This window comes from Microtetraspora fusca (assembly GCF_001570365.1).
GTDB classification, from domain to species: Bacteria; Actinomycetota; Actinomycetes; order Streptosporangiales; family Streptosporangiaceae; genus Microtetraspora; species Microtetraspora fusca.
Window position 1 is genome coordinate 1 of sequence record NZ_BBYK01000088.1, and the last position, 20,958, is coordinate 20,958.

Annotated in this window: 18 protein-coding genes; 5 read left to right on the forward strand and 13 right to left on the reverse strand. The window is 69.9% G+C overall.

Annotated elements, in window-relative coordinates:
• From AWQ68_RS38385 to AWQ68_RS38395, 3 genes are all read left to right on the forward strand, one after another.
• Positions 1-251, forward strand: a 251-nt coding sequence (locus AWQ68_RS38385; protein WP_218007228.1) for a hypothetical protein, incomplete at its 5' end; no start/stop codon positions are given.
• A 252-nt stretch (positions 252-503) separates the two neighbouring features.
• Positions 504-854 carry a PadR family transcriptional regulator gene (locus tag AWQ68_RS38390; protein ID WP_066951148.1) on the forward strand — a complete coding sequence of 117 codons (351 nt, stop codon included), beginning with the start codon at positions 504-506 and terminating at the stop codon, positions 852-854.
• Entirely contained in the window at positions 851-1,870 is a 1,020-nt protein-coding gene (locus AWQ68_RS38395) for a hypothetical protein (RefSeq protein WP_066951079.1), read from the forward strand. The genes AWQ68_RS38390 and AWQ68_RS38395 overlap by 4 nt, the downstream gene beginning before the upstream one ends.
• A gap of 682 nt (positions 1,871-2,552) precedes the next feature.
• On the opposite strand, the gene AWQ68_RS38400 is transcribed toward AWQ68_RS38395, so the two are convergent.
• From AWQ68_RS38400 to AWQ68_RS38410, 3 genes are all read right to left on the reverse strand, one after another.
• Positions 2,553-4,484 (reverse strand): N-acetylmuramoyl-L-alanine amidase, encoded by a 1,932-nt coding sequence (locus AWQ68_RS38400; RefSeq protein WP_084464878.1) that lies wholly within the window; start codon positions 4,482-4,484, stop codon positions 2,553-2,555.
• Between the two features lie 997 nt (positions 4,485-5,481).
• Complete coding sequence (locus tag AWQ68_RS38405) at positions 5,482-6,327, reverse strand: peptidase (RefSeq protein ID WP_066951081.1); 846 nt, start codon at positions 6,325-6,327, stop codon at positions 5,482-5,484.
• A gap of 2 nt (positions 6,328-6,329) precedes the next feature.
• A complete protein-coding gene (locus tag AWQ68_RS38410) occupies positions 6,330-7,574 on the reverse strand; it encodes a VWA domain-containing protein (protein ID WP_066951084.1) in 1,245 nt (414 codons plus the stop codon).
• Positions 7,575-8,027: 453 nt separating this feature from the next.
• Between AWQ68_RS38410 and AWQ68_RS38415 the strand changes: the two genes are divergently transcribed.
• On the forward strand, positions 8,028-8,315 hold the full coding sequence (locus tag AWQ68_RS38415) for a putative quinol monooxygenase (RefSeq protein WP_066951086.1): 288 nt from the start codon (positions 8,028-8,030) through the stop codon (positions 8,313-8,315).
• 497 nt (positions 8,316-8,812) lie between these two features.
• Here the strand turns inward: AWQ68_RS38415 and AWQ68_RS38420 are convergent, their stop codons facing one another.
• From AWQ68_RS38420 to AWQ68_RS38455, 8 genes are all read right to left on the reverse strand, one after another.
• Entirely contained in the window at positions 8,813-9,028 is a 216-nt protein-coding gene (locus AWQ68_RS38420) for a biotin/lipoyl-binding carrier protein (protein WP_066951088.1), read from the reverse strand.
• A 1-nt stretch (position 9,029) separates the two neighbouring features.
• Entirely contained in the window at positions 9,030-10,391 is a 1,362-nt protein-coding gene (locus AWQ68_RS38425; RefSeq protein ID WP_245656531.1) for an acetyl-CoA carboxylase biotin carboxylase subunit, read from the reverse strand.
• Positions 10,391-11,176 carry a LamB/YcsF family protein gene (locus AWQ68_RS38430; RefSeq protein ID WP_066951093.1) on the reverse strand — a complete coding sequence of 262 codons (786 nt, stop codon included), beginning with the start codon at positions 11,174-11,176 and terminating at the stop codon, positions 10,391-10,393. Before AWQ68_RS38430 ends, AWQ68_RS38425 begins: the two co-directional genes overlap by 1 nt.
• Complete coding sequence (locus AWQ68_RS38435) at positions 11,176-12,171, reverse strand: 5-oxoprolinase subunit C family protein (RefSeq protein ID WP_066951095.1); 996 nt, start codon at positions 12,169-12,171, stop codon at positions 11,176-11,178. Before AWQ68_RS38435 ends, AWQ68_RS38430 begins: the two co-directional genes overlap by 1 nt.
• The gene (locus AWQ68_RS38440) at positions 12,171-13,133 is read right to left on the reverse strand and encodes a carboxyltransferase domain-containing protein (protein WP_066951098.1); all 963 of its coding nucleotides are present in this window, start codon (positions 13,131-13,133) and stop codon (positions 12,171-12,173) included. Before AWQ68_RS38440 ends, AWQ68_RS38435 begins: the two co-directional genes overlap by 1 nt.
• Before the next feature lie 10 nt (positions 13,134-13,143).
• Entirely contained in the window at positions 13,144-14,706 is a 1,563-nt protein-coding gene (locus AWQ68_RS38445) for a purine-cytosine permease family protein (protein ID WP_066951101.1), read from the reverse strand.
• A gap of 129 nt (positions 14,707-14,835) precedes the next feature.
• A complete protein-coding gene (locus AWQ68_RS38450) occupies positions 14,836-15,147 on the reverse strand; it encodes a PucR family transcriptional regulator (protein WP_066951103.1) in 312 nt (103 codons plus the stop codon).
• Positions 15,141-16,337, reverse strand: coding sequence for a PucR family transcriptional regulator ligand-binding domain-containing protein (locus AWQ68_RS38455; protein ID WP_066951106.1), 1,197 nt, complete (start codon positions 16,335-16,337; stop codon positions 15,141-15,143). Before AWQ68_RS38455 ends, AWQ68_RS38450 begins: the two co-directional genes overlap by 7 nt.
• A 40-nt stretch (positions 16,338-16,377) precedes the next feature.
• Here AWQ68_RS38455 and AWQ68_RS38460 point away from each other — a divergent pair, with 40 nt between their 5' ends.
• On the forward strand, positions 16,378-16,734 hold the full coding sequence (locus tag AWQ68_RS38460) for a tyrosine-type recombinase/integrase (RefSeq protein WP_306306867.1): 357 nt from the start codon (positions 16,378-16,380) through the stop codon (positions 16,732-16,734).
• A 563-nt stretch (positions 16,735-17,297) separates the two neighbouring features.
• Here AWQ68_RS38460 and AWQ68_RS38465 read toward each other — a convergent pair.
• Together AWQ68_RS38465 and AWQ68_RS38470 are read right to left on the reverse strand one after the other, a co-directional pair.
• The gene (locus AWQ68_RS38465; RefSeq protein WP_066951111.1) at positions 17,298-20,048 is read right to left on the reverse strand and encodes an ATP-binding protein; all 2,751 of its coding nucleotides are present in this window, start codon (positions 20,046-20,048) and stop codon (positions 17,298-17,300) included.
• Positions 20,049-20,064: 16 nt separating this feature from the next.
• The gene (locus AWQ68_RS38470; protein WP_066951115.1) at positions 20,065-20,955 is read right to left on the reverse strand and encodes an alpha/beta fold hydrolase; all 891 of its coding nucleotides are present in this window, start codon (positions 20,953-20,955) and stop codon (positions 20,065-20,067) included.
• Positions 20,956-20,958: the final 3 nt, after the last annotated feature.

Sequence of the window (20,958 nt, forward strand, 5' to 3'; positions counted from 1 at the left end):
CACCTGCTGACCGGTGCGACCGGCGAGCAGGACTGCAGGGTGATGGGCGGCGTCAGTACATCTTGGCCGTCATCGAGCACGCCACCCAGCACGTCCGTGCGCTGGGCGCCACGGCTCACCCGACCGCGATCTGGGCGCTCCAGGCGATGAAGAATCTTGTGATGGATCTGGACGACGCGGGTTGCCGGGCGCGCTATCTGGTCCGTGACCGGGATGGCAAGTTCCCGGTGGCCACCAACGCCTCCTTGTAGAAGGACCGGTCACAACTTCACACTGCTGTATCCCCCACCGCGATGCTTGGCCACCGCCGCCACTGAACCGGGGACCTCACCCATGACGTTCCCAATACGGCCTGATCTGGCAAGGTGAGGGCCCACGCTCATGATGGAGCGGTTGACGACTACTGGTCATCTTGGGTGCTGCTCTTTCACGGCGAAGAACGCAGCTACCGCCGCATGACCTCTCCTATATCTTGTCTGGCAGGTTATGCTGACAGAGTGACCATGACGGAGCCGATGTTCTTGGCTTTGACGGCGCTCCTGGACGAGCCGCGTCACGGCTACGGGATAGTGCAGGAAGTGGACCGGCTGTCTGAAGGCACGGTGCAGCTCAAGATCGGCTCCCTGTACGGCGTTCTCGACCGATTGGCCGCCGACGGCCTGGTGGAACTCGACCACGAAGAGGCGCACTCGGGACGTCTGCGCCGCTACTACCGCATCACTGACACGGGTGAAGAGGCGCTTGCGACAGAACTCGCCAGGCTGAACGGCACCCTCCAGATCGCTGCCCAGCGACTCGAAGCCCGCCAGCGCGGTTCCACTAGCCGGCCATTGATCGCTGGAGGTTCGGCGTGAACCTACTGGAGCAGCGCTACCGATTCATCCTCAAGATGCTGCCCGCCCCCTACAGGGCCGAGCGTGAGGAGGAGATGGTCGAGGCATTCCTCGAAGGTGCCGGGCCAGCTTGCGACGAGCAGAACGCGCGACCGAGCTGGAGAGAGGTCGCCTCCATCGCCGCACTGGCGGTCAGGAGCAGGCTCGGCGGCCTCGGCGCTGGCCCCCGCTATCGCGCCATCGGCGACGCAGTCAGGCTGGTCGCCCTGCTCGGGCTGGGCTACCAGGCTGTGATCGGCTGGATCGCCACGGCCTTCTCGCTGCATATCCTCGGCTACCTGCCGGGACAGTCGTTGGTCATCGCCCCGGGCAGCCAGATGCCGGAGCTCCTGTCGATAGCGAAGAGCCTGGTCTGGATCATTGCCTTCGCCGCGCTCGCGCTCGGCAAGGTGCGCACGGCCAAGCTCCTGACCACGCTGGGCCTGCTGTACATGCTGGTCATGGCCGGGATCGATGCCTTCACCTGGCCTCGAACGGTCATCGACTCCGCACCTCACATCCTGGCCACCATGGTGCCCGTCCTCGCGCTGCTGACCGCCTACCACCCGGACGCACCGGTGCGGCGCTCCCCCCCGATGACAGCCCTACCCCTGGGGCTGGCCGCCTTGTACATCGCCATCGCGCTCGCCTTTACGAACACCTGGGGTATGGCTGTCACGCCTGGCCACCCGGCTGTGTGGGTTGCCAGCTGGATCGATCCGCAGGGCGTGACCGTGGCGGCGCTCTTGATAGCGGGCCTGCTATGCCTGATGCGCGACACCACACCGGCCTGGCGATTGGGCCTCGCCATCGTCGCAGCGTCGATGGCCGCTGCGCGGTCACCGCTCTTCCTGATCGATGTCAAAGGCCCCGTGCAGCCGCTCGCCATCACTCTGATCATTCAGAGTACGGCGTTGTTGACGCTGTGCCTGGTGCTGATCGTTGCGAGTCTGCGTGTCCTGCCCCGCCCGACTGTTCCACTTCGAGGCGGCAGCTAGATGTATTGCCCAGGCAGCCATGTTGCTGGGAAACGATCTTCTGAGCATCGACGCCATCCCAGGTCATACCTACTCGTGAACACCCGTCTCATTGAAGAGGGAGAGGCTGTCATCGGCGTCGTCTCCCGCGTGCACGAAGCACAAGACCTGGGTCCGCTTGCTAGCCCGAGCCCGGCCGGAGTCGCCGTCAGTGTAGATCAAGTCGGGCTCATCAGATCGGTTGCGGTTCACCCGGCCCATCGCGGTTGTCGCGTCCTAGGCCTCACGCAGTAAGCGGTCGATGAACTCGATGAGGGAGTTCGCTGCCGGGGACACTCCATCCGCTGAGTAGTCGAGTGCGTCGTTCGCGTCACGCACTTCCCACTCAGGCGTTCGCTGAGGTCTTGGAGCGCCTCCTGCGACTTGCCGGTGAGTACTTGGTGCAGGTGGTCGACCACCTGCGTGATATCGGACGCGCGATGTCCTCCACCAAGGGCTCCAGGTCATCAGCGCGTTGCGTGATGCGCACCTCGCCACCGCGGATCCTCGATCGAATACCACCGGCGGAGTCCTCGGTAGAGCAGACTCCTGTCATGAGACGGCATATCGGACAAAGGGGAGCCGGGGCGGATGCCTCGGCTCCCCTGGCTGGTCCTCCGGCGCTCCGTCAGGTGGCGGAGACCGCGGATCCGGCGGGTGGCCGTCAGGTGGCGGACAGCACGACGTCGTCGGCCTTGACGAACATCACGCGGTGGCCGAACTGGATCTGGTAGTACTTCAGCTTCCCGCGGACCACCGTGTGCTGGGACGGGTCCAGCGTCACCGCCTGGTAGTACTCACCCACCGCGGTCAGGCCGACGGTGTAGCGCTGCCCCGCGGGGAAGGTGTACTGCAGCGGGGAGATCGCCTGGTACGGAACGTTCGCCGGGTAGGCCTCCGCCTCCGGATACGCCCTGCCGTACACCGGGACGCTCGCCAGGCCCGGCTTGGGCGTCACCACCAGGCCCTTGGAGGGCACCGCGGTGGGCTGGGAGGCGGGGTTGTGGAACCACGCCTTCTGGCCGAGGTACCAGATCGCCGTCCAGTCGCCCTGGCGGTCGGCCACGGCGTAGCGCTGGCCGGTGACGGCGCGGGCGCTGTGGTCGTAGACGCTGTAGAGCGAGTCGCCGGTCGGGTGCTTGCCGATGTCCTTGACCAGCGGGGCGTCCTCACGGGGCTCGGTGCGCAGCCAGATCGACGCCGAGCCGTGCGGCAGGCAGGCGGCCTCGGGGTTGTCCTTGTCGCAGCCGTAGTAGTACGGCTGGTTCTTGTCGTAGTCGGGAAGGATCATCACCGACTCGGTGGTCGGGCCGCCGGTGCCGTGCAGCGGGTGGCCGAGAAGCTGGAAGTAGTGCGCCCAGTCCCAGAAGGGGCCCGGGTCCTCGTGCATGCCCTGCACGGTGGACGCGATCGTGCCGGGCACGTTGTCGTGACCGATGATGTGCGCCCGGTCGAGCGGGACACCGTAGCGCTTGGCCAGGTAGCGCACCAGCTTTGCCGAGGTACGGTACATCGCCTCGGTGTACCAGGCGCCACCCGTGCGGAGGAAGCCCTCGTGCTCCAGGCCGATCGACTTGGCGTTGACGTACCAGTTGCCCGCCTGCCAGGCGACGTCCTTGGTCTTGACGTGCTGGGCGACGTGCCCGTCGACCGAGCGCAGCGAGTAGTGCCAGCTTGCGGCGCGCGCGGGGTCCTGCACCAGGTTCACGGAGGGGCCGAAGTAGCCCTCCATGTCGTGGATGACGATGTACTCGATCTGCTGGTTGACCGGCCGATTCGACAGGTCGTGGTTGCCGTAGCTCCCGTTCGGCAGGGCCTGGTAGGGCGCGGGGATCCACTCGCACGAGATCGTGGGCGGGCACTCGACGCCGTCGCGGACGGGCCGGCGCAGGCCGAGCTTGTCCAGCCAGCTGTCCATCTTCCGTAGACCGGGCGCCGCCCTCAGCGCGACCTTCTGGCCGTCGTCGGTGACCCGCTCGGCGCCGGTCTCGATCGTGGCGTAGACCTCGTCGGCGAAGAACTTCGCGGCGTCGGCCTCGGTGGCGCCCGAGTAGCGGGCCACCGCGCCGTACCACTGGCCCGGGTCGTCGCTGAGTGGCGCGCCGAGCTGCTTCTGGTAGTCGGCCAGCAGGGCCGCGCCGCCGCGGACGTTCGCGGCCGGGTCGGCGCGCAGCTCATCGCGGCTCGCGCCGGTGAGCTCGGCCGCCTTCTCCAGCGTCCTGAGCGACATGGGGATCTCGGCGGGCGCCGGGGTCTCCTCGGGGGCCGAAAGGGGGCGGCTGTCGTCGCCGCGGGGGTCCTCGACACCGTCGACGTGGTGGTTCTCGGTCGTCAGCGCGGCGGCGTCGGTGAGGTGCATCGGGCCGTAGCCCGCGGAGTTGCTCGGCAGGCCCGCGTTGGCGTCCCAGCGTGACTCCAGGTAGGACACGCCGAGCAGGACGCTTTCGGGCACGTTGTAGGCCTTGGCAGCCTCGGCGAAGGCGGCCTGCCGTTCGCCGGGGGCGGTCTGGGCCGCCGAGGCGGGTTGGGGGAGGGAGAGGCCGCCGACGGCCACGATGGCCGCGGCCGCCAGGCGGAGGGGGGACGATCGTCGCACGAACGCTCCTCGGCTGGGGGATCCGGTGCAGACAGACTGCGAAGTTAAGATCGCGATGTCAATAAGTTTCTTCATATCGGCGACAATTAGCGAAAGATTTCTTCACGATGTCAGGTCGTGCCGCGGGGTCCGGGGGTGCCGGGTCGGTGCCGTCAACCTTGATCAGTCGTCGGTGAGGCGCGAGGTGGCCTCCTGAGCATGAAGCCGGTCTTCGGCCGAGTTCGATCATGTTGTCAAGCTGCCGGGCGGTCTGTTTGCCCGGCTGTCACGCAGGGTGGGCGTCGGTTCCAGGGGTCGACGGTGGGTTTCCTCCGGGGTTGACAGGTCAAAGGCGAGTTCAGCTGTCAGCCTGGTGGGGCCACGCCTCGCGGCGTGGGTCATCTGCCCGTTTCCGATAACGATGTCAACGTGTGCTTGACTGTCGGGCTCCATGGGGAAGTACGCCAGGTCCCCAGGTTGCTGATCACCAAGAGGTCACCAGTTACGCTGCCCGACGCGCGCCGACGTGATCGACTCGGCAGTGTCCTGATGGGTACCGATATGCGGCTTGACCTGGCCGGATGATTAATCGACACCCGCAGTGCCCGCCGTCGGCGGCCAGGAGGCGAGCATCACGGTGTGCACCGTGTGGGTGACAGGCTCCGGCTCCTCATCGTGAGGCTTCAGGGCCCGAAAACCGGCGCCACGATCGAGTCGCTTCTGGCGATGTTGTCGAGATGCTGCTGGACCGCACCGATGACTGCATTTCAATTGATCATGTGTGACTCCGGGATAGGTCGGCCGCGTGGGCCGCTCTGTTGGTCGCCTGCCAGGGCGGTTTCTCCGCCCTGGCAGGTGTTGTGCGGACCAGAGGGCCACCGCGGCGACCGAGGCACGCAGCACCGGCACCCGTTGTCGAGGACATCGATTTTCTCGGCGAACCGCCGAGCCATTTTCACGTAGGTACTGGACGACGTCTTCGCGGACGTGCCCTCCGCGCTGATGTGGCTGCGGGGGATCAGAGGCGGTTGAAGCCGTCGGGCTCCGGGCTGCGCCGACGCCGACGCGGATGCCGGGTGAGGCTGTAGCCGCCGACGCCGGTGACGGCCGCGATGGCACCGCCGACGGCGGTCCAGGCCCAGCGGGTCGACAGGTCGGGGAGCCAGTCCCAGCTCCAGCCGGTGCCCTTCTCCTCCTCTGCCGCGACCGGCGGCGCCGAGGTCAGCACCGTTCCGGCGGCGACCGGCTGGGTCAGGGGAGTCTTGAGTTTGCCGCCCTCCGGCTGGATGTCGTCGCTGTCATGAGCGGTGATCCGCATCGCCACTTGCATCGGCAGGCCCAGATCCTGCTCGGGCAGTTCGGTGACGGCCAGCCGGACGTAGTAGGTGCCGGGCAGCGGGTCGCCGGACCACGGCTCGGCCCAGGCGCGGACCTGCCGCAGGGTGCAGCCCAGGGTGACCGCTGCGGTGCCGGCCGCAGCGGTCGGCGTCTGGGCGCCCGCCGTACAGGCCTGGCGGCGGCGGAGCCCGTCGAAGACGTCCACCGCCCACCTGGATGCGCCGTGCCGGGAGGCTTTGGGCGGCAGGGTGACGGTGATCGCGATCTTGGCGGTCTGCCCGGCTTCGGAGGTGAACGACCAGTAGAGGTAGTCGCCGGTGGAGCCGACCAGCTGCACCGGTTGTCCGGGCTGGACGGCGGTCGCGGTGAGGAAGGAGGATCCGGCAGTGGTCACCGGCGCCAGGCTCTCCGACGGGGACGGCGACGGCGAGGCGGTGTCGGCGGCGGCCGGACCGGCAGAGAGCAGCAGTGCGGCCGCGGCGGCGGACAGCGCCCCAGCACAGCGGCGGACGGAAGTTGTACGCATCGTCAGTTCTCCATCCAGATCGCGACCCGCCAGCGCGCCAGCCAGCCGAAGACCAGGCCACCCACCAGACCGGCGAGGGCCAGCAGGCCGAGCAGCCCCCAGCCGCGGCCCAGGTCCGGGCCGTTGGGGGCGGGGGAGGAGTCGACCACGCCGACGGTCAGCTCCAGCGGCATACCGGGTGTTGCGGCGGTGGTGGCGGTGGGCGAGGAGAAGGAGTTGCTGACCACCAGGCAGACGGTCTGGTCGGGAGCGTCCTGCTCGGCGGACCAGCGCAGGCCGGTGGAGAGCACATCGGTGCGGCCGCTGCCCGCGTCGGTGCCGCGAACCAGCTCCCGGCCGTCCTGGGAGACGGCCCGCAGCAGTACGCCGTAGTCGCGGTTGAGCGCGCGGTCCAGGGAGACGCTGACGGAGGCCCGCAGCTCCTGCCCGTCGCGTACCTGGACCCGGTACCAGCGGTGCTCCTGGAACTGCTCCCGGTCGGTGTAGACGCCGGGGCTGAGCAGCGGGGCGCGGGTGCAGTTGTCGGTGCCGTCCACCTGAGCCGGGGTCTGGGTGTAGGTGGTCGCGGCGCGGTCCACCAGCTGGGTGATCCGGTTCGTCAGCTGGGTCTTGCTGGTGACGGCGGTGTAGGTGCCGCCGGTGGCGGAGGCGATGCAGGTGAGCTGCCTGCGCACCTTGTCGTCAAGGGTCAGGCCGAGGGTGTCCACTACCAGGTGGGTGCCCTGCGCGGCGAGTTCCCGGGCGACCTCGCACGGGTCCGGCGGGGCGCAGGTGTCCTCGCCATCGGTGATCAGGACGATTCTGCGGGTGGTCTCGCCGGTTCCGAGGTCCCGAGCGGCGGCGCGCAGCGCCAGGCCCACCGGGGTGAAGCCGGTGGGGCGCAGGGTGGCGACGGCGGTCTTGGCCTCCAGCTTGTCGATCGGGCCGATCGGCACCAGCTGCTGGGTGTCCTTGCAGCCCACGGCCTTGTCCTTGCCGGGGTAGGTGGCGCCGAGGACGCGGATGCCGACCTGGGCCTCGGCGGGCAGCGCGTCCAGCACCTCGTTGAAGGCCTGCTGGAGCACCGAGATCCGGCTGTGGCCCTCGATGTCGCGCGCCCGCATCGAGCCGCTGATGTCGAGAACCAGCTCGACCTTGGGCGGTTCCTTCGGGGTGGTCTCGTCGGCGTGAGCGGGGGGCACACCGAATATGGAGAGGGCGGCCAGCATCCCGAGCAAGGCTGCGGCCGGGCGTCGTCTGATGATCACTCGGCGATCCTAGTGATCATCAAGATTGCACGGATCACCGTCCTTGCCCGGCCTCCACGGCAGCCTCGGGAGCACAGGGCGTTACGGAGCAATGCTTGAGACCTGTGGATCGGCCGGGAAGGGGTGTACCTTCCCGGCCGTCGTACCTGTGGAAGGCCCGATCAAGCTGACATGTTCGGCGTGCCGCGGTCGACGGTGTATGGCCTCGACAAGACCAAGACCGTGCCCCCGTCAGCCCAAGAAGATCACGGCCTGAGCATCACAGACAGCTACTTTGCCCCTGTGGACAGAGCTGGGAGTCCGAGGCCATCCCTGAGCCGGAGCACCCCCGCTGGAGACGTCCTCGGCAGGTTCTGACCGTGAAGGTAAGTGTGACCGGCGCTGTACCGATGAGTTCGTTGGCGCCATACGATCGGTACCCAAGGCGCGTAAATCGTCCCTTGAACGGAGAGGTTGATCATTGCGGGCTATCTCGAAGTCGACGCTGACCAGCGCGATGCCTTCGTTGCTGCTCACCACGATCTCGTACGCCGGGCTCGCCAGGCTCCTGGATGTCTCGACCTGGCCATCACTGCCGACCCGCTCGACCCGGCCCGGGTGAACAACTTCGAGCGTTGGGAGTCTCGGGAACACCTCAACGCCTGGCGAGAGGTCGCTGCGGCTCCCGACGCGGGCATCGCCATCAAGAACGACTATGTGATGGAGTACAGCGTGGCCGACGTACGCCCAGTTTTCGGCTGAGGCTGGCTTGTCGGGCGGCGGCGCTGCTCTCCAGGGCCCGGCCACAGCCGGGCATCCGCCAGGTGTCGTTGTCCCCGCGAGGTTCTGCGCCGAGGGCGGCTTCTCGTCCGCCCGGATATTGTCCTGCGCTGGCATTGCGATCTGCTGATACAGCGTCAGGCCCGCAGCTGTCGCCCGAAGCGGCCGGACGCCCGCCAATGGCCCGCTCCGTCCGCGCTCTCATTCCGCGTCTGGTCCGGGACGAATCCGTCTTGGGGGATATCCGCGACGGCCGCTACCGGAGGTATCCGATCCTCGGCGGCGTGCTCGTCGCAGGCGTTCTCGTGCTCACCTGGCTGGGGGCGAGCACGGGAACGGCTCTGGCATCCGCGCTCACACTGGTCGCCGGGGTGGGCATGGGACTGCTCACGCAGAGCACCCTGTATGGCGTCGGCATGACGGCCCATGTTCGTGCGGCGGGCATGCCGACGTCCCTCACTTGCCGAGATCGCGAAGGGTCAGGAGATCTCCGCGATCAGATCCCCTTCATCCAGGACGTCACCTTCGCTGATGGGCAGCGTGGTGACGACGCCGGATGTCTCGGCCTCGACAGGGATCTCCATCTTCATGGATTCGAGGATCACCAGCGTGTCGCCGGCGGCGACGCTGTCCCCCGTGGAGACGAGCACTTTCCAGACGTTGGCCGCCAGGTCGGACGTGATCTGCTGGCCCATCTCAGCTTCCTTTCCTTGGGGTGGCGCGCATCCGCGCGACCAACGCGGTGCAGTACGAGCCGTCGGCGAACTCGGGCTCGTCGAGGAGTTCGGTGAAGAAGGGCAGGTTCTGCTTCGGACCCGCGATCGTGAAGGCGGCCAGCGCAGCCCGTGCCCTGGCGATCGCGTCCTCCCGGGTGCCCGCGTGCACGACCAGCTTGGCCATGAGGGAGTCGTACGCGGGGGTGACCCGATTGCCCTGCCTGTAGGCGGCGTCGACGCGGATGCCGTCGCCGGACGGCTCGTTCCAGGCGTTGATCGTCCCCGGGCCGGGCAGGAACCGCACCGGATCCTCGGCGTTCACGCGGAACTCGATGGCGTGCCCGCGCGGGCGCAGCGCGGTGAGGTCCACCGACGGCGGCTCGCCCGCCGCGACGCGAAGCTGTTCCTCGACCAGGTCGACGCCCCACACCGCCTCGGTCACCGGGTGCTCGACCTGCAGTCGCGTGTTCATCTCCAGGAAGACGAACCCTTGGGCGCCCGGTTCGCCGTACACCAGGCACTCGACGGTGCCCGCGTTGCGGTAACCGACGGCCTTGCCCACCTGCACGGCCGCGGAGAGCATCTGCTCGCGCAGGTCCGGGTCGAGGCAGGGGGACGGGCTCTCCTCGACGAGCTTCTGGTTGCGCCGTTGCACCGAGCAGTTGCGCTCTCCGAGGGCGATGACGGCACCGTCGGCGAGACCCAGGATCTGCACCTCGATGTGCCGTGCGCCGGCGTAGTAGCGCTCCAGCAGGATCGCCGGATCGCCGAACAACCGCTCGGCGAATCCGGACACGGCCGCGTACTGCTTGCGCAGGTCGTCCTCGTCGTGGGCGACGGCCATGCCCATGCCTCCGCCGCCCGCTGCGGCCTTGACCATCAGGGGGTAGCCGATGGTCGCCGCGGCGTCGAGCGCGGCGGCCTCGCCCGCCACCGGCTCCGGGGTGCCGGGCGCGACCGGGACCCCGGCGGCGGCGACCGCGTTCCGGGCGTTGATCTTGTCGCCCATCAGCTCGATGACGTCCGGCGCGGGACCGACCCAGACCAGCCCCGCCTCCTGGACGGCGCGGGCGAAGCCGGCGTTCTCCGACAGGAAGCCGTAGCCGGGATGGACGGCCTCGGCGCCGGTACGGTGGGCCGCCGCCAGCACCCTTTCGGCGTTGCGGTAGGACTCGGCGGGAGCCGCGGGGCCGAGCTCCACCGCCTCATCGGCCTCACGGACGAACGGCAGGTCGGCGTCGGCGTCGCTGTATACCGCGATGGTGCGCAGGCCGAGCCGCCGCGCCGTGCGGATGATCCTCCGGGCGATCTCGCCGCGGTTGGCAACCAACAGAGACTCCATCACCGGCGGCCTCCCTCCGCTGAGCTGCCGAGCAGCACGGCCAGCGGGGCCTGCTCGATCCCGTGGCCGGTCAGCGCCCTGTGCACCGCCTCGGCGATCTCCGGGCCGTTGGGCGCGTCACCGTGCAGGCACAGGGACACCGCGTCCACGTCGAGTTCGGTGCCGTCGTCGGCGGCGACCTTGCGCTCCAGCACCATGCGGACCGCGCGGCGGGCGACCAGCTCGGGGTCCCACGCCTTCTTGACCGGCTCGATGACGAGCTTCCCCATGCGGTCGTAGTGCAGGTCGGGGAACGCCTCCACGACCAGCCGCACCCCTTCGGCGGCCACGGCATCCGCCGTGGCGGAGGTGAGCAGCATCAACGGCAGCGACGCGTCCACCTTGGCCACCGCCCGGGCGATCGCGGCCGCGACGGCAGGGTCATCCGAGGCCATCACGTACAGCGCGCCGTGCGGTTTGACGTGCGCCAGTCGGCCGCCGGCGGCCCGCACGAACGCCTGCAGGGCGCCGAGCTGGTAGAGGCAGTAGTCCTCCAGGTCCTCCGCCGGGATCACCATGCGGCGGCGGCCGAAGCCCATCAGGTCGGGGAAGGCCAGGTGCGCGCCGATGGCCAGCCCATGTCGCACCGCGGCGGCCACTGTGCGCCGGATCGTCGGCGGGTCACCCGCATGGTAGCCGGTGGCGATGTTGACCGAGGTCAGGTACGGCATCATGCCGAGGTCGTCGCCGAGGCTCCAGCGGCCGAAGCTCTCGCCCATGTCGCAGTTGAGGTCCACGCGCGGCATCACAGCTCCTCGTAGTGGTGCGGGTCGGTCGTGTAGTCGACGCGGGCGGCGAGCGCCAGCGCCTCGTCCAGCGACACCTCTCGGAAGCGGATCAGGTCGCGGCCGGGACGGAGCTGGCCGACCTTCCACAGCCCGGCCTGGACGACGGTGGCGATCACGGTGAAGCCGCCCGCGGTCGGGCCGTCGGGCCCGAGGATGACAGGCACGTCCCCGTTGGTGTTGATGCCGCCGATCGGGTAGCTCCCGTCCAGCACGTTGGACGCGTGCCCGCCCGCGACCCCGCCGGACGGCCTGGCCCACTGGAAGCGATGCGACTCCAGCCGGGTGCCGACGCGGTTGGAGTTGAGGTCGACCTTCCACTCCCGGCCGATCAGATCCTTCCAGTCCTGCTCGGTGAGGAAGTCGGGGTCCGCGTGCGGGCCGCGCATCACCTCCACCTCCCAGACGTTGGCCAGCGCGGGCCGCAGCGACGCCGGCACACGTAGCCGCGGCGGCGGCGCGGTCACCGGCCGCGCCCGCAGGACGTCGCCCTTCACCAGAGCCCGGCCCTCGACGCCGCCGATGCCGCCCATGGTGTAGGTCGCCCGCGACCCCATCACCATCGGGACGTCAATGCCGCCCGCCACCGCCAGGTACAGCCGGAACCCCGGCCCCTTGACGATCGAGCAGGTGATCTCGTCCCCGGGCACCACCCGGACGGTCTCGCCCAGCGGCATGGGCGTGGAGTTCAGCCGGATGCCCGAGCCCTCGGCTCCGGTGACGGCGACCCAGGTCTCGGCAAGGGCGCGCAACGCGAGCCGGCCCATCGGGATCTCCAGCGCGGGCGCCCCCGGTTCGTTGCCGACCAGCGCGTTGGCGATGCGGAAGGACACGTGGTCCATCGGACCGGAGGGGAAGAAGCCCTTGGACTGCAGGCCGCGACGGCCGGGGTAGTCCTGGACCAGGGTCTGCAGCCCCGGCATGACGATGTCGAAGACCGCGTGCGTGTCGGTCATCACGGCACCTCCGTTCTGGCCGCGGCGGCCTCGCGGGCGGACCGCAGCGTGTCGGCCTCGGCGCGCACCTCGGCGGCGCGGGCGAGGTAGTCGGTGACCGAGAACTGGTCGTTCTCGATCACGTACTCGTAGCGGTTCTCCAGGACGTCCCTGCGGGCCGCCAGGAGCTGGTCCTCGCTCACGGGCTCGAAGCGCACCCGGTCGCCCGGGCGAATCAGGATCGGATCGTCGCGGAACACCTCGTGCCTGGCCAGAATGTCGTAGACGGGTACGGTCCGGCCGAACAGCTGGTAGCCGCCTGGCGCCTCCACTGGGTAGATCGCCACGCAGGGGCCTCCGATGCCGACCGCCCCCTCCGCCGTCCAGGTGCGGGTCGGGTTGTACTTCGGCACGGTGATGGCGTTGCGCGGATCGAGCGGGAACATGAACGGCAGGCCGGGGAAGAAGCCGGTGTACGCGTTCCACCACTCTGTGCCGGTGACCGTCGCGTACAGGGCGTCCCTGCCGGGCAGGCCGTTGTACTCGACGATGTAGTCGATGTTGGAGTTGTCGCGGATGTTGGGCGCCTCCTGCCGGATGGTCGTCGTGTAGCGGCGGACCGCTTCGCGACTCTCGGAGTCGTCGAACGCGATCGGCAGCGTGATCAACCGGCTGGGCAGGACGAGCGAGCGCACCGACCGCTGCGCCAGGTGCGCCTCCTCGACCGCGTCGATGAGCGCCTTACGGTCGATGGCGGCGGGTTCGTGGTGCAGCAGCAGTGAGCGGAAGCCCGGCGCGGCCTCTACCAGCCCCGGCACCGGATGCTCGGCGAGATGGGCCGTGACGCCGGTCACGAAGAAGTTCAACTCCAGGTCGAGCGCCATCTCGCCGTACTCGACGAGGACGTGGCGGTCACCGGCGGCCCGGTAGACGATGGCCGGCCGGTCTCCTTCGGCCGGACGGCGGGCGATGACGGCGGTCATGGTTCCTCCCTCAGCGGCTGGCCGGCGCGGTGGCACCGGCCGGAGCGGTCGAGTCGGCGGCGCAGGCGGAGCAGACGGCGGCTCCCCCCGCGTTCGGGTCGCGGTCCATCTCCACGGCCACGTAGGGCCGGTCGCAGGAGTGGCACCTGATGCGGGCCTCCCAGATGTCCTCGACCTCGTCTCGCGGGTCCTCCCCGGCAGGCCGTAGGGCGCCGGGAGCGGTGACCAGGGCGGCGTAGTAGAGGCCCGCGGCGACGGCGACGGTGATCAGCGGTGCGAGTTGGGCGAGCACGGGGCTGGCCGGCTGCTCGGTGAGCACGATCCCCACGGCGGAGGCCGCGAGCCAGGCCCCGGCGCCCGCGGTCACCGGCTTGAGCCGCCGTGGCCGGAACTCGGGCAGGCCGTCACGGTCCGCGCCCCGCACCGCGATGTGCACCATCGCGATCGCGACCCACGCGGTCACGAAGACGCCCTGCCAGGCGAGCGCACGCAGCAGGTAGCTCAGCACGTCGGTCAGCATGAACAGGTAGGCGAGCACGCCCGCCACGACGGTCCAGACGGCCCGCGGCAGCCTCAGCCGGAGCACCCGCGTGGCGAATGCGTCCAGGTTGGTGGAGGCGAGGTAGTAGTTGGCGGTGTTGATCCGCGTCTGGGATACGAAGATCACCAGTACGCCGGCGAAGCCCAGCGACCTGATGAACGCGATGACCACACCCGTCTCGGTGCCCGCGATGTCCCAGGCGCGCAGCAGATAGATGCCGATCAGGCCGTTGACGGCGAAGGTGAAGGCGTAGAAGACCCAGCCGAAGGTGACCGTGCCGTGGAATCTCTGGTCCTCCGCCCGGCCGAAGCGGGCGTAGTCCACGGTGTACATCATCATGATGTAGACACCCATGTAGATCAGGTAAGCGGTGAGCCAGCCGGGCAGCGGGCCGCTCGGCGTCGCCGACCGAAGCCAGTCCTGTGGGTAGCCTTGCTGGACCGTCACCGCGATCACCACAGCGACCAAGCCGACCACGTACAGCGGCAGCAGCACGCCGTTGAGCTTGTCCAGCCAGGTCCGCACGCCGCCGATGACCAGCGGCAGCGCGTACGCCACGACCACGAGGTACCAGATCTCGATGGCGCCGCCGAAGTACTGCTGGAAGGCCACGGCGACGATCGAGCCTTCGAACACCGCGTAGTACAGCGCGGTCGCGGCGAAGATGAGCGGTGCGAGTGCCGAGCCCAGCATGCCGAACAGCCGCCGCGACAGCAGCGCGACGGTCAGGCCGGTACGGGCGGCGTACCTGGACAGGACCAGGTTCACGGCTCCGAAGGTGGCCACCGTCAGCACCATGCCGACGATGGTCGCCGGGGTGCCGACGGCGTCCGCCGCGGCCACGGCGACGTAGAGCCAGAACATGGCCGAGAACAGCGCCCACCAGGCCATGGCGAGCGACCACCGGCCAGATCGCCAGGACCTGGGCACGACATGGTTCGAGTAGTCCTCGGTGGCGGCCTCCTTGACGACCTTCGGGTCGTCAGTGAAGGAGACCTCCAGCGCCGGGGGGCGGGCGGAGGTGATGGACAAGCGGGTCTCCTGCGAGCTTTGGGGGTGACGTCGGCTCAGGCCAGGATGTGTCACGACGGCACGCCCGCCCCATCCGCGATCCGGGCAACCGCACGAGCTGTTTGCGCCATTCGCGCAATTCGCCGTTATTCACCTGTCTCGTACGGTGAACGCCATCCATAGTTCCGCGCGCAGTCCCGGGTCGGAGAAGCGCCTCCCCAGCAGCGTCTCGGCGCGTCCGAGCCGGTAGGTGAGTGTCCGGCGGTGGACGCCGAGCGCAGCCGAGGCAGCCTCCGTGTTGCCGTTGTGCGTCAGGAAGGTGCGCACGGTGCCGAGCAGGTCGGTCCTGCGGGCCTCCTCGCTCTCCAGCGGGGCCAGCATCGCGATCGCCCATCCCTCCGCCTCGGCTGGGCCGACGTGCGCCAGCAGCCCGACGTCGGCGACGTCCCTGGTGGTCAGCAATGTGCACGGCGCGGAGGCCGGCACCGTGTCGCGAGCGCGGCCACCCGCGGCCAGACACGAGCCAGGTCGGTCCATTCGACGGCCGCGCCGATCACGCCCCGGCCGCCGTTGACGGAGCTGAGCACCGACTGCAACACCCCCACGTGCCCCTCCACGGCGGGCAGCACCACCACCATGCGGCCCCGCGGATCGCCCGCGACCAGCGCCGACACGATCTGCAGGCTGCGCTCGTTCTCCAGCGCCACCAGCAGGTCGCCGCGGTGCCCCGGGTCGGCGGTGACGACGGCGATGCGCACGAGCCCCTCAGGCAGCGGGATGCCCAGCGATTCGGCCGCCTGCTCGGCCGCGGCGTACCGGCCGGCCAGGACCAGGGCGAGCACCGTCGCCCGCTCTCTGCGTTCGCTGGCGAGCAGCTCCGCCGCCCGCGCGACCTCCAGCGAGAGCAGATCGACGGCGATGTCGACCACGCCGCGATCGTGCCCGGACAGCGGAGCCGGCCTGCCGACCGCGAGCACGCCCGCGGGCCGAGCCGCCTCGCTCACCGGCAGCAGGGTGACCCGGGTGTCACCGAGGTCGAACATCGCCGAATGCCAGGAGCGGGTGCGCGAGACCTCCAGCCGCACCCGTTCGGCGTTGCGCCGGGCGTGGTCGGGAGCGCCCGCGAGCACGTGACCCTCGCGCGAGAGCAGCAGCACCCACGCGTCGAGGTACACGGCCAGGCTGGTGACGATCGAACGGTGCGCGGGAGCCGTCAGGGCCGCCTTCACCAGGGTCCGGTAGCGCTCCATCGCCGAGGTCTGCGCGGCCCTGTCGGCGGCGGCGATCCCGTCGGTCACGGCGCGCACTACGGAGCTGAACCGCGTCGGCTCCGACACCTCCACCACGCTCACCCCGAGCCGGTCGGCCGCCTCGATCAGTGTCGGCGGGACGATCGCGTGCCGCAGCCCCACCCCGAACCCCAGCGCGGGTACTCCCGCGCGCACCAGCTGCTCGACGTACTCGGGCCACTGGCTGCTGGTGCGCCCCAGGCTCAGCCCGGTCGTCAGCAACAGGGTGCCCTCGTCAAGGTATGGCGTGGGGTCGAGAAGCTCGCTGATGTGCGCCCAGTGCACGATGACGTCGCCGCGCCCGGCGCGCAGGGTCAGGCCGAGATCGCGCCTGGCGACCAGACTGGCGAGTGTCTCCGGCATCTGCTCAGGCTAGTGGCTCGACGACCTGGCCAGACAGGGCCTGCATCCGCAGCACGCCAGCGACCAGTTCCACCTGATCGCATCCCAGGCAGGTCTACCGCCGGTGCGGCTGCATGACCTCCGCCATGGTGGCGCCTCACTGATACTCGCCGCCAGGGTGGAGCTGAAGATCGTTCAGGAGACCTTGGGGCACGTCTCCTCCACCTTTACCCGCGACACGTACACCAGCGTCTATCCGGAAGTCGCGCGGGCGGCGGCTGAGTCCACCGCCGCGCTACTGGCCACTCACGAGCCCGGCGAGCTTCGCCTCGTCGGCGAAGAGTCACGCTGCTCGACGCCCATCGACGTGATCGACACGGCAGTGTCCTCAGGGGTACCGATATGCGGCTTGACCTGACCGGATGATTAATTGGCACCCGCACCGGTCGCGTCCGCGGCCCGCTGTTCCTGGCCCAGCGCCGCCCCGTCCCGGCCCGCCGCCCCGCACCAGAGCACATCTGCCCGCACACCGGCCGGCCCCGGCTCGGCTACGACCGCGTCCGCGTTCTGATGGAAACCCACCTCGGCCTCGACCCCCACCAGCTACGCCACTCGGCGGCCACCCGCCTCGGAGAGGCCAAGGTCCCGCTCCAGCTCATCATGGCCAGACCGGCCACAAGAACCCTCGCACCGCCATGCGCTACACCCGGCCCGGCAGCGAGGCCATCGCCGAGGTCACCGGCATTCTCGCCCCGCCCACACGCACTCACTGACATCCCACGCGGACCGGGGCGAGCCACCAGCGCCGCAGGCTCGTCCATCCATGATCATCTCTAGCGCGAATTTCTGCACCAATCCTCCAAGCAGTCTCGAAGGCCGAGGGAAGGGCCTGGACGAACTGCGGGGATGGCCGTGTAGCTGTCGGGATGCCCAGTCATTCGACCGGGATAGGGCAAGCAGTCATCTTGGCAGGTCTCTGCGTCAGCGCGTCCGGCTGGGCGAATGGATCGGTGCGTCTCGGAGTTCCTTGCGTGAGCTGATGCCGAGCTTGCCGAAGACCTTGCGCAGATGCCATTCGACGGTGCGGGCGCTGATGTACAGCTCGGCACCAATCTCCGCGTTGGTGCGGCCGTCTTTCGCCATGCGGGCGATGTGCTCCTCCTGCGGAGTGAGCTCGTCGACGGTGTCGGCGGTGCGCTTGCGCACCTTCTCGCCGGTCGCCAGCAGTTCGTGTCTGGCCCGTTCGGCGAAGCCGTCGGCGCCCATCTCGGTGAACTCCTCGAAGGCATGCTTCAGCTGGTGACGAGCGTCCACGCGGCGGCGTTCGCGGCGCAGCCACTCGCCGTACACCAGCCGGGTTCTGGCCAGTTCGAACCTCAGGCGGGTCCGGCTGAGGTGGTCGACGGCCTCGGCGTAGGACCGGTCGGCTTCGTCTCCGCTGCTGACGAGGGCTCGTGCGCGGGCTTCCAGGCCGGTCGCCCACTCCAGATCGGAGCCCGCGGTGTACGTCCCGAGACGTGCGAGGGCTGTTTCCGCGATCGCGGTCGCGCCGCTGCGGACCGCGGCCTCGACCAGATCGGGCAGCGCCTGCGCGGTGAACGGGCCGAGGTCACCGGTAGCGGCCCGCTCGGCGGCGGCCGTCGCCTCGGCATAGTGCCCCAAGCCCAGGTGGAGCAGCGCCGTGGCGCGCTCGGTGAAGTACAGGCCGAGCCCTTCGCCGCGCGCGGTGGCCTCGGCGGCCGCCTCCGTGAGCAGCGGCAACGCTTGCGCCGCGTGCCCCTGGTAGGCGAGGAGGAAGAAGTCGCCGTAGGAGGCCCTGCGGGTGCCGGTGGCCTCCTTGACCGTCGACTCCTCCAGACCCAGCTCCTTGGCGTGCGCCACGTCGCCCCGCCACAGCGCGATGACCCGGCGGACGTTGAGCGCGTTGATGAGCGGCACGAGCGCGCCGTTGGCGCGGGCCAGGTCGGCGTGCCGGGCGTTCGATGCCTCCCAGCGGTCGTAGTCCCACAACGACAACGCGGCGTTCGCGACCAGCACACCGCAGCGCAACCACAGGTCGGGCGGCACCGTGTCGTCGAGGAACCCGGTGACCGCCTTGCGCAGCAGCGGGCGCCCGGCCTCGGTCCCGGTGGTGATGACGGTTGCCAGGCCGTCGAGCAGATGGTCGGCGGCGGTCGGCGCTCCAGGCGCGGGAGGTGTAGTGCGTGCGGTGGCGGAGACTGTGGCCAGATCGCCGTCGGCAGCCGCGAGGCGACCGGCGACGAGGGCCGCGCTCCAGGCGTCGAGCAGGGTGTGCCGGGCGAGCCTGCCGTCCAGGGGCTCGAGCCGCTGGGCAGCGCGGAGCAGCGCCGCCGGTGCTTCTCGTCCGGAGTGGGCGGCGCGGTCGGTGAGTCCGCGGATCAGGTAGATGCGGGCGCTCTGCAGGTCGTCGACCGGGAGGGCTTCGGCTCTGGCGAGCAGGCCGAGCGCGGACTCGAAGTCGCCCGCGTTGAGGCCGGCCTGGGCCGCGGCCAGCGTGCGCTCGATCTTCAGCCCTGGGTCCGTGGTCAGCTCGGAGGAGCGCCGCAGCAGCGCCGCCGCGGCCGCGATCCCGCCGCGGGATGCCACCCCCTCGGAGACGTCGGCGAGCTCGGCGGCGAGCCGGTCGTCCGGACCGGCCGCCGCCGCGGCCAGGTGCCAAACCCGGCGCTGCCGATCGCCGCCGCTGTCCAAGGCATCGGCGAGGGCGCGATGTACGGCACGGCGGTCCTCACCGCTGCCTGCGGCGTAGGCGGCCGAGCGCACCAGTGGGTGCCGGAATCGGACACTTCGGCCGATCTCGACGAGTTGCGCCTCCTGCGCCGGGGCCGCCTGCTGTGGTCCGAAGCCGAGTTCCTGCGCGGCGCGCCAGAACAGGGCGGCGTCACCGGTGGGGTCGGCCGCCGCCAGCAGGAGCAGCATCCGGGTGGAGTCGGGCATGGCGCGGATGCGTTGCTCGAATCGGTCCTGCAGGGCACCGGTTCCGACCGCTGGAAGGGCGAATCCGCCGAGGAGTTCGGCCCGGCCGCTGCGGGACAGCTCCAGCAGGGCCAGGGGGTTGCCGCGGGTCTCGGCCACGATGCGGTCGGCGATCCGGGCGTCGAGCCGGCCCGGGGTCGTCGCGGCCAGGAGCGCCCGGGCGTCCGCTTCGCCCAGCCCGTCGACGGTCAGAGCGGGCAGGCCGGCCAGGAGCGTGTCCTGGTTCGGTTCCCGGACGGCGAAGACCAGGAGGACCGATTCGGCGAGCAGGCGCCGGGCGACGAACCCGAGTACCTGCCGGGTGGCCATGTCGAGCCATTGGGCGTCGTCGACGAGGCAGACGAGCGGCCGCTCCGCGGCCGTCTCCGCGAGCAGGCTCAGCACCGCCAGACCGAGAACGAGCTTGCCGGGGGCCGCTCCGGTGATGTTGCCGAACGCCACGTCCAGCGCCTGTCGCTGGGGCGCCGGGAGCGCGCCGGCCGAGGCGAGCACGGGGGCGCAGAGTTGGTGGAGTGCGGCGAACGGCAGGTCGAGTTCGGACTCGACGCCGGTGATCCGGGCGATCCTGCAGCCGGTCGCCTGCTGCTCCAGGTAGTGCAGCAGCGTGGTCTTGCCCGCGCCGGCCTCGCCTCGCAGGACAAGCACGGCGCTCTCGCCTTCCTTGACGCGCCGCAGCGCCTGATCCAACCGCTCACGCTCCTGTTGGCGTCCTCGGAGGATCGGCGCTGCTGCCACGCGTCGATTCTAATGATCACCCGCGGGGCGACACCAGATCGCTCAGGAACTCGTCGACGAGCTCCGCGAACTGGCGCGGGTACTGGAACAGGAACCCGTGTCCGGCGTCGGAGAAGATCCGCAGGCGGGCGTTCGGCAGGTGGTCGGCGAGCACCTGGGAGTTGACCGTCGGGATCATCGGGTCGTTGTCACCGGCGGCCACCAGCGTGGGCTGGGTGATCCCGGCGAGGCGGGCAAGCCGACTCGGGTCCGGGATGCCCCACTCGACGATCGCGTCGTACTGGGCGCGGGCGACCTCGGGCCCGGTGGGCTTGTCGGGATTCTCGGTCCGGCTGAAGACGCGCTGGGCGTACTGCATGCCGAGCGCCCGGCTGGTCTCGGTGATGCCGAAGAAGATGTGCAGGAGTTCGTCCAGACCACCGTCGATCTGGTTCGCGGCTCGCTCGATGTCGAGGGTCCAGCCGTGCATCTGCGGCCCGCCCCGGGGACCGGTCCCCGCCAGAACGATGCGCCGGACCGCGCGCGGCCGGAGCAGTGCGACCTCCTGGGCGACCATGCCGCCCAGCGAGAAGCCGAGAAGGTCGACGTGGTCGAGTTTCAGCGCGTCGAGGAAGGCGATGGCGTCCCGAGCCATCTGCGTGACCGTGACCGGCACCTGGCCCGAGGTCAGCCCGACTCCGGTGTTGTCGAGCAGGATCACCTCCCGCCCCGCAGCGAGGGTGTCGACCAGGATCGGGTCCCAGTTGTCGAGGTTGCCACGGAAATGCTGAAGGAACAGCAGGGGCGGCTGCCCTGTGTCGGCGGCGCCGAAGCGGCGGTAGGCGTAGGTCACCCCGTTGGCGGCGGTGACGTCGAGGATGGGTGCGGTGAGCTGCGTGAGCTCCGGGCCGCGGATGAGGGTCGTCATGAT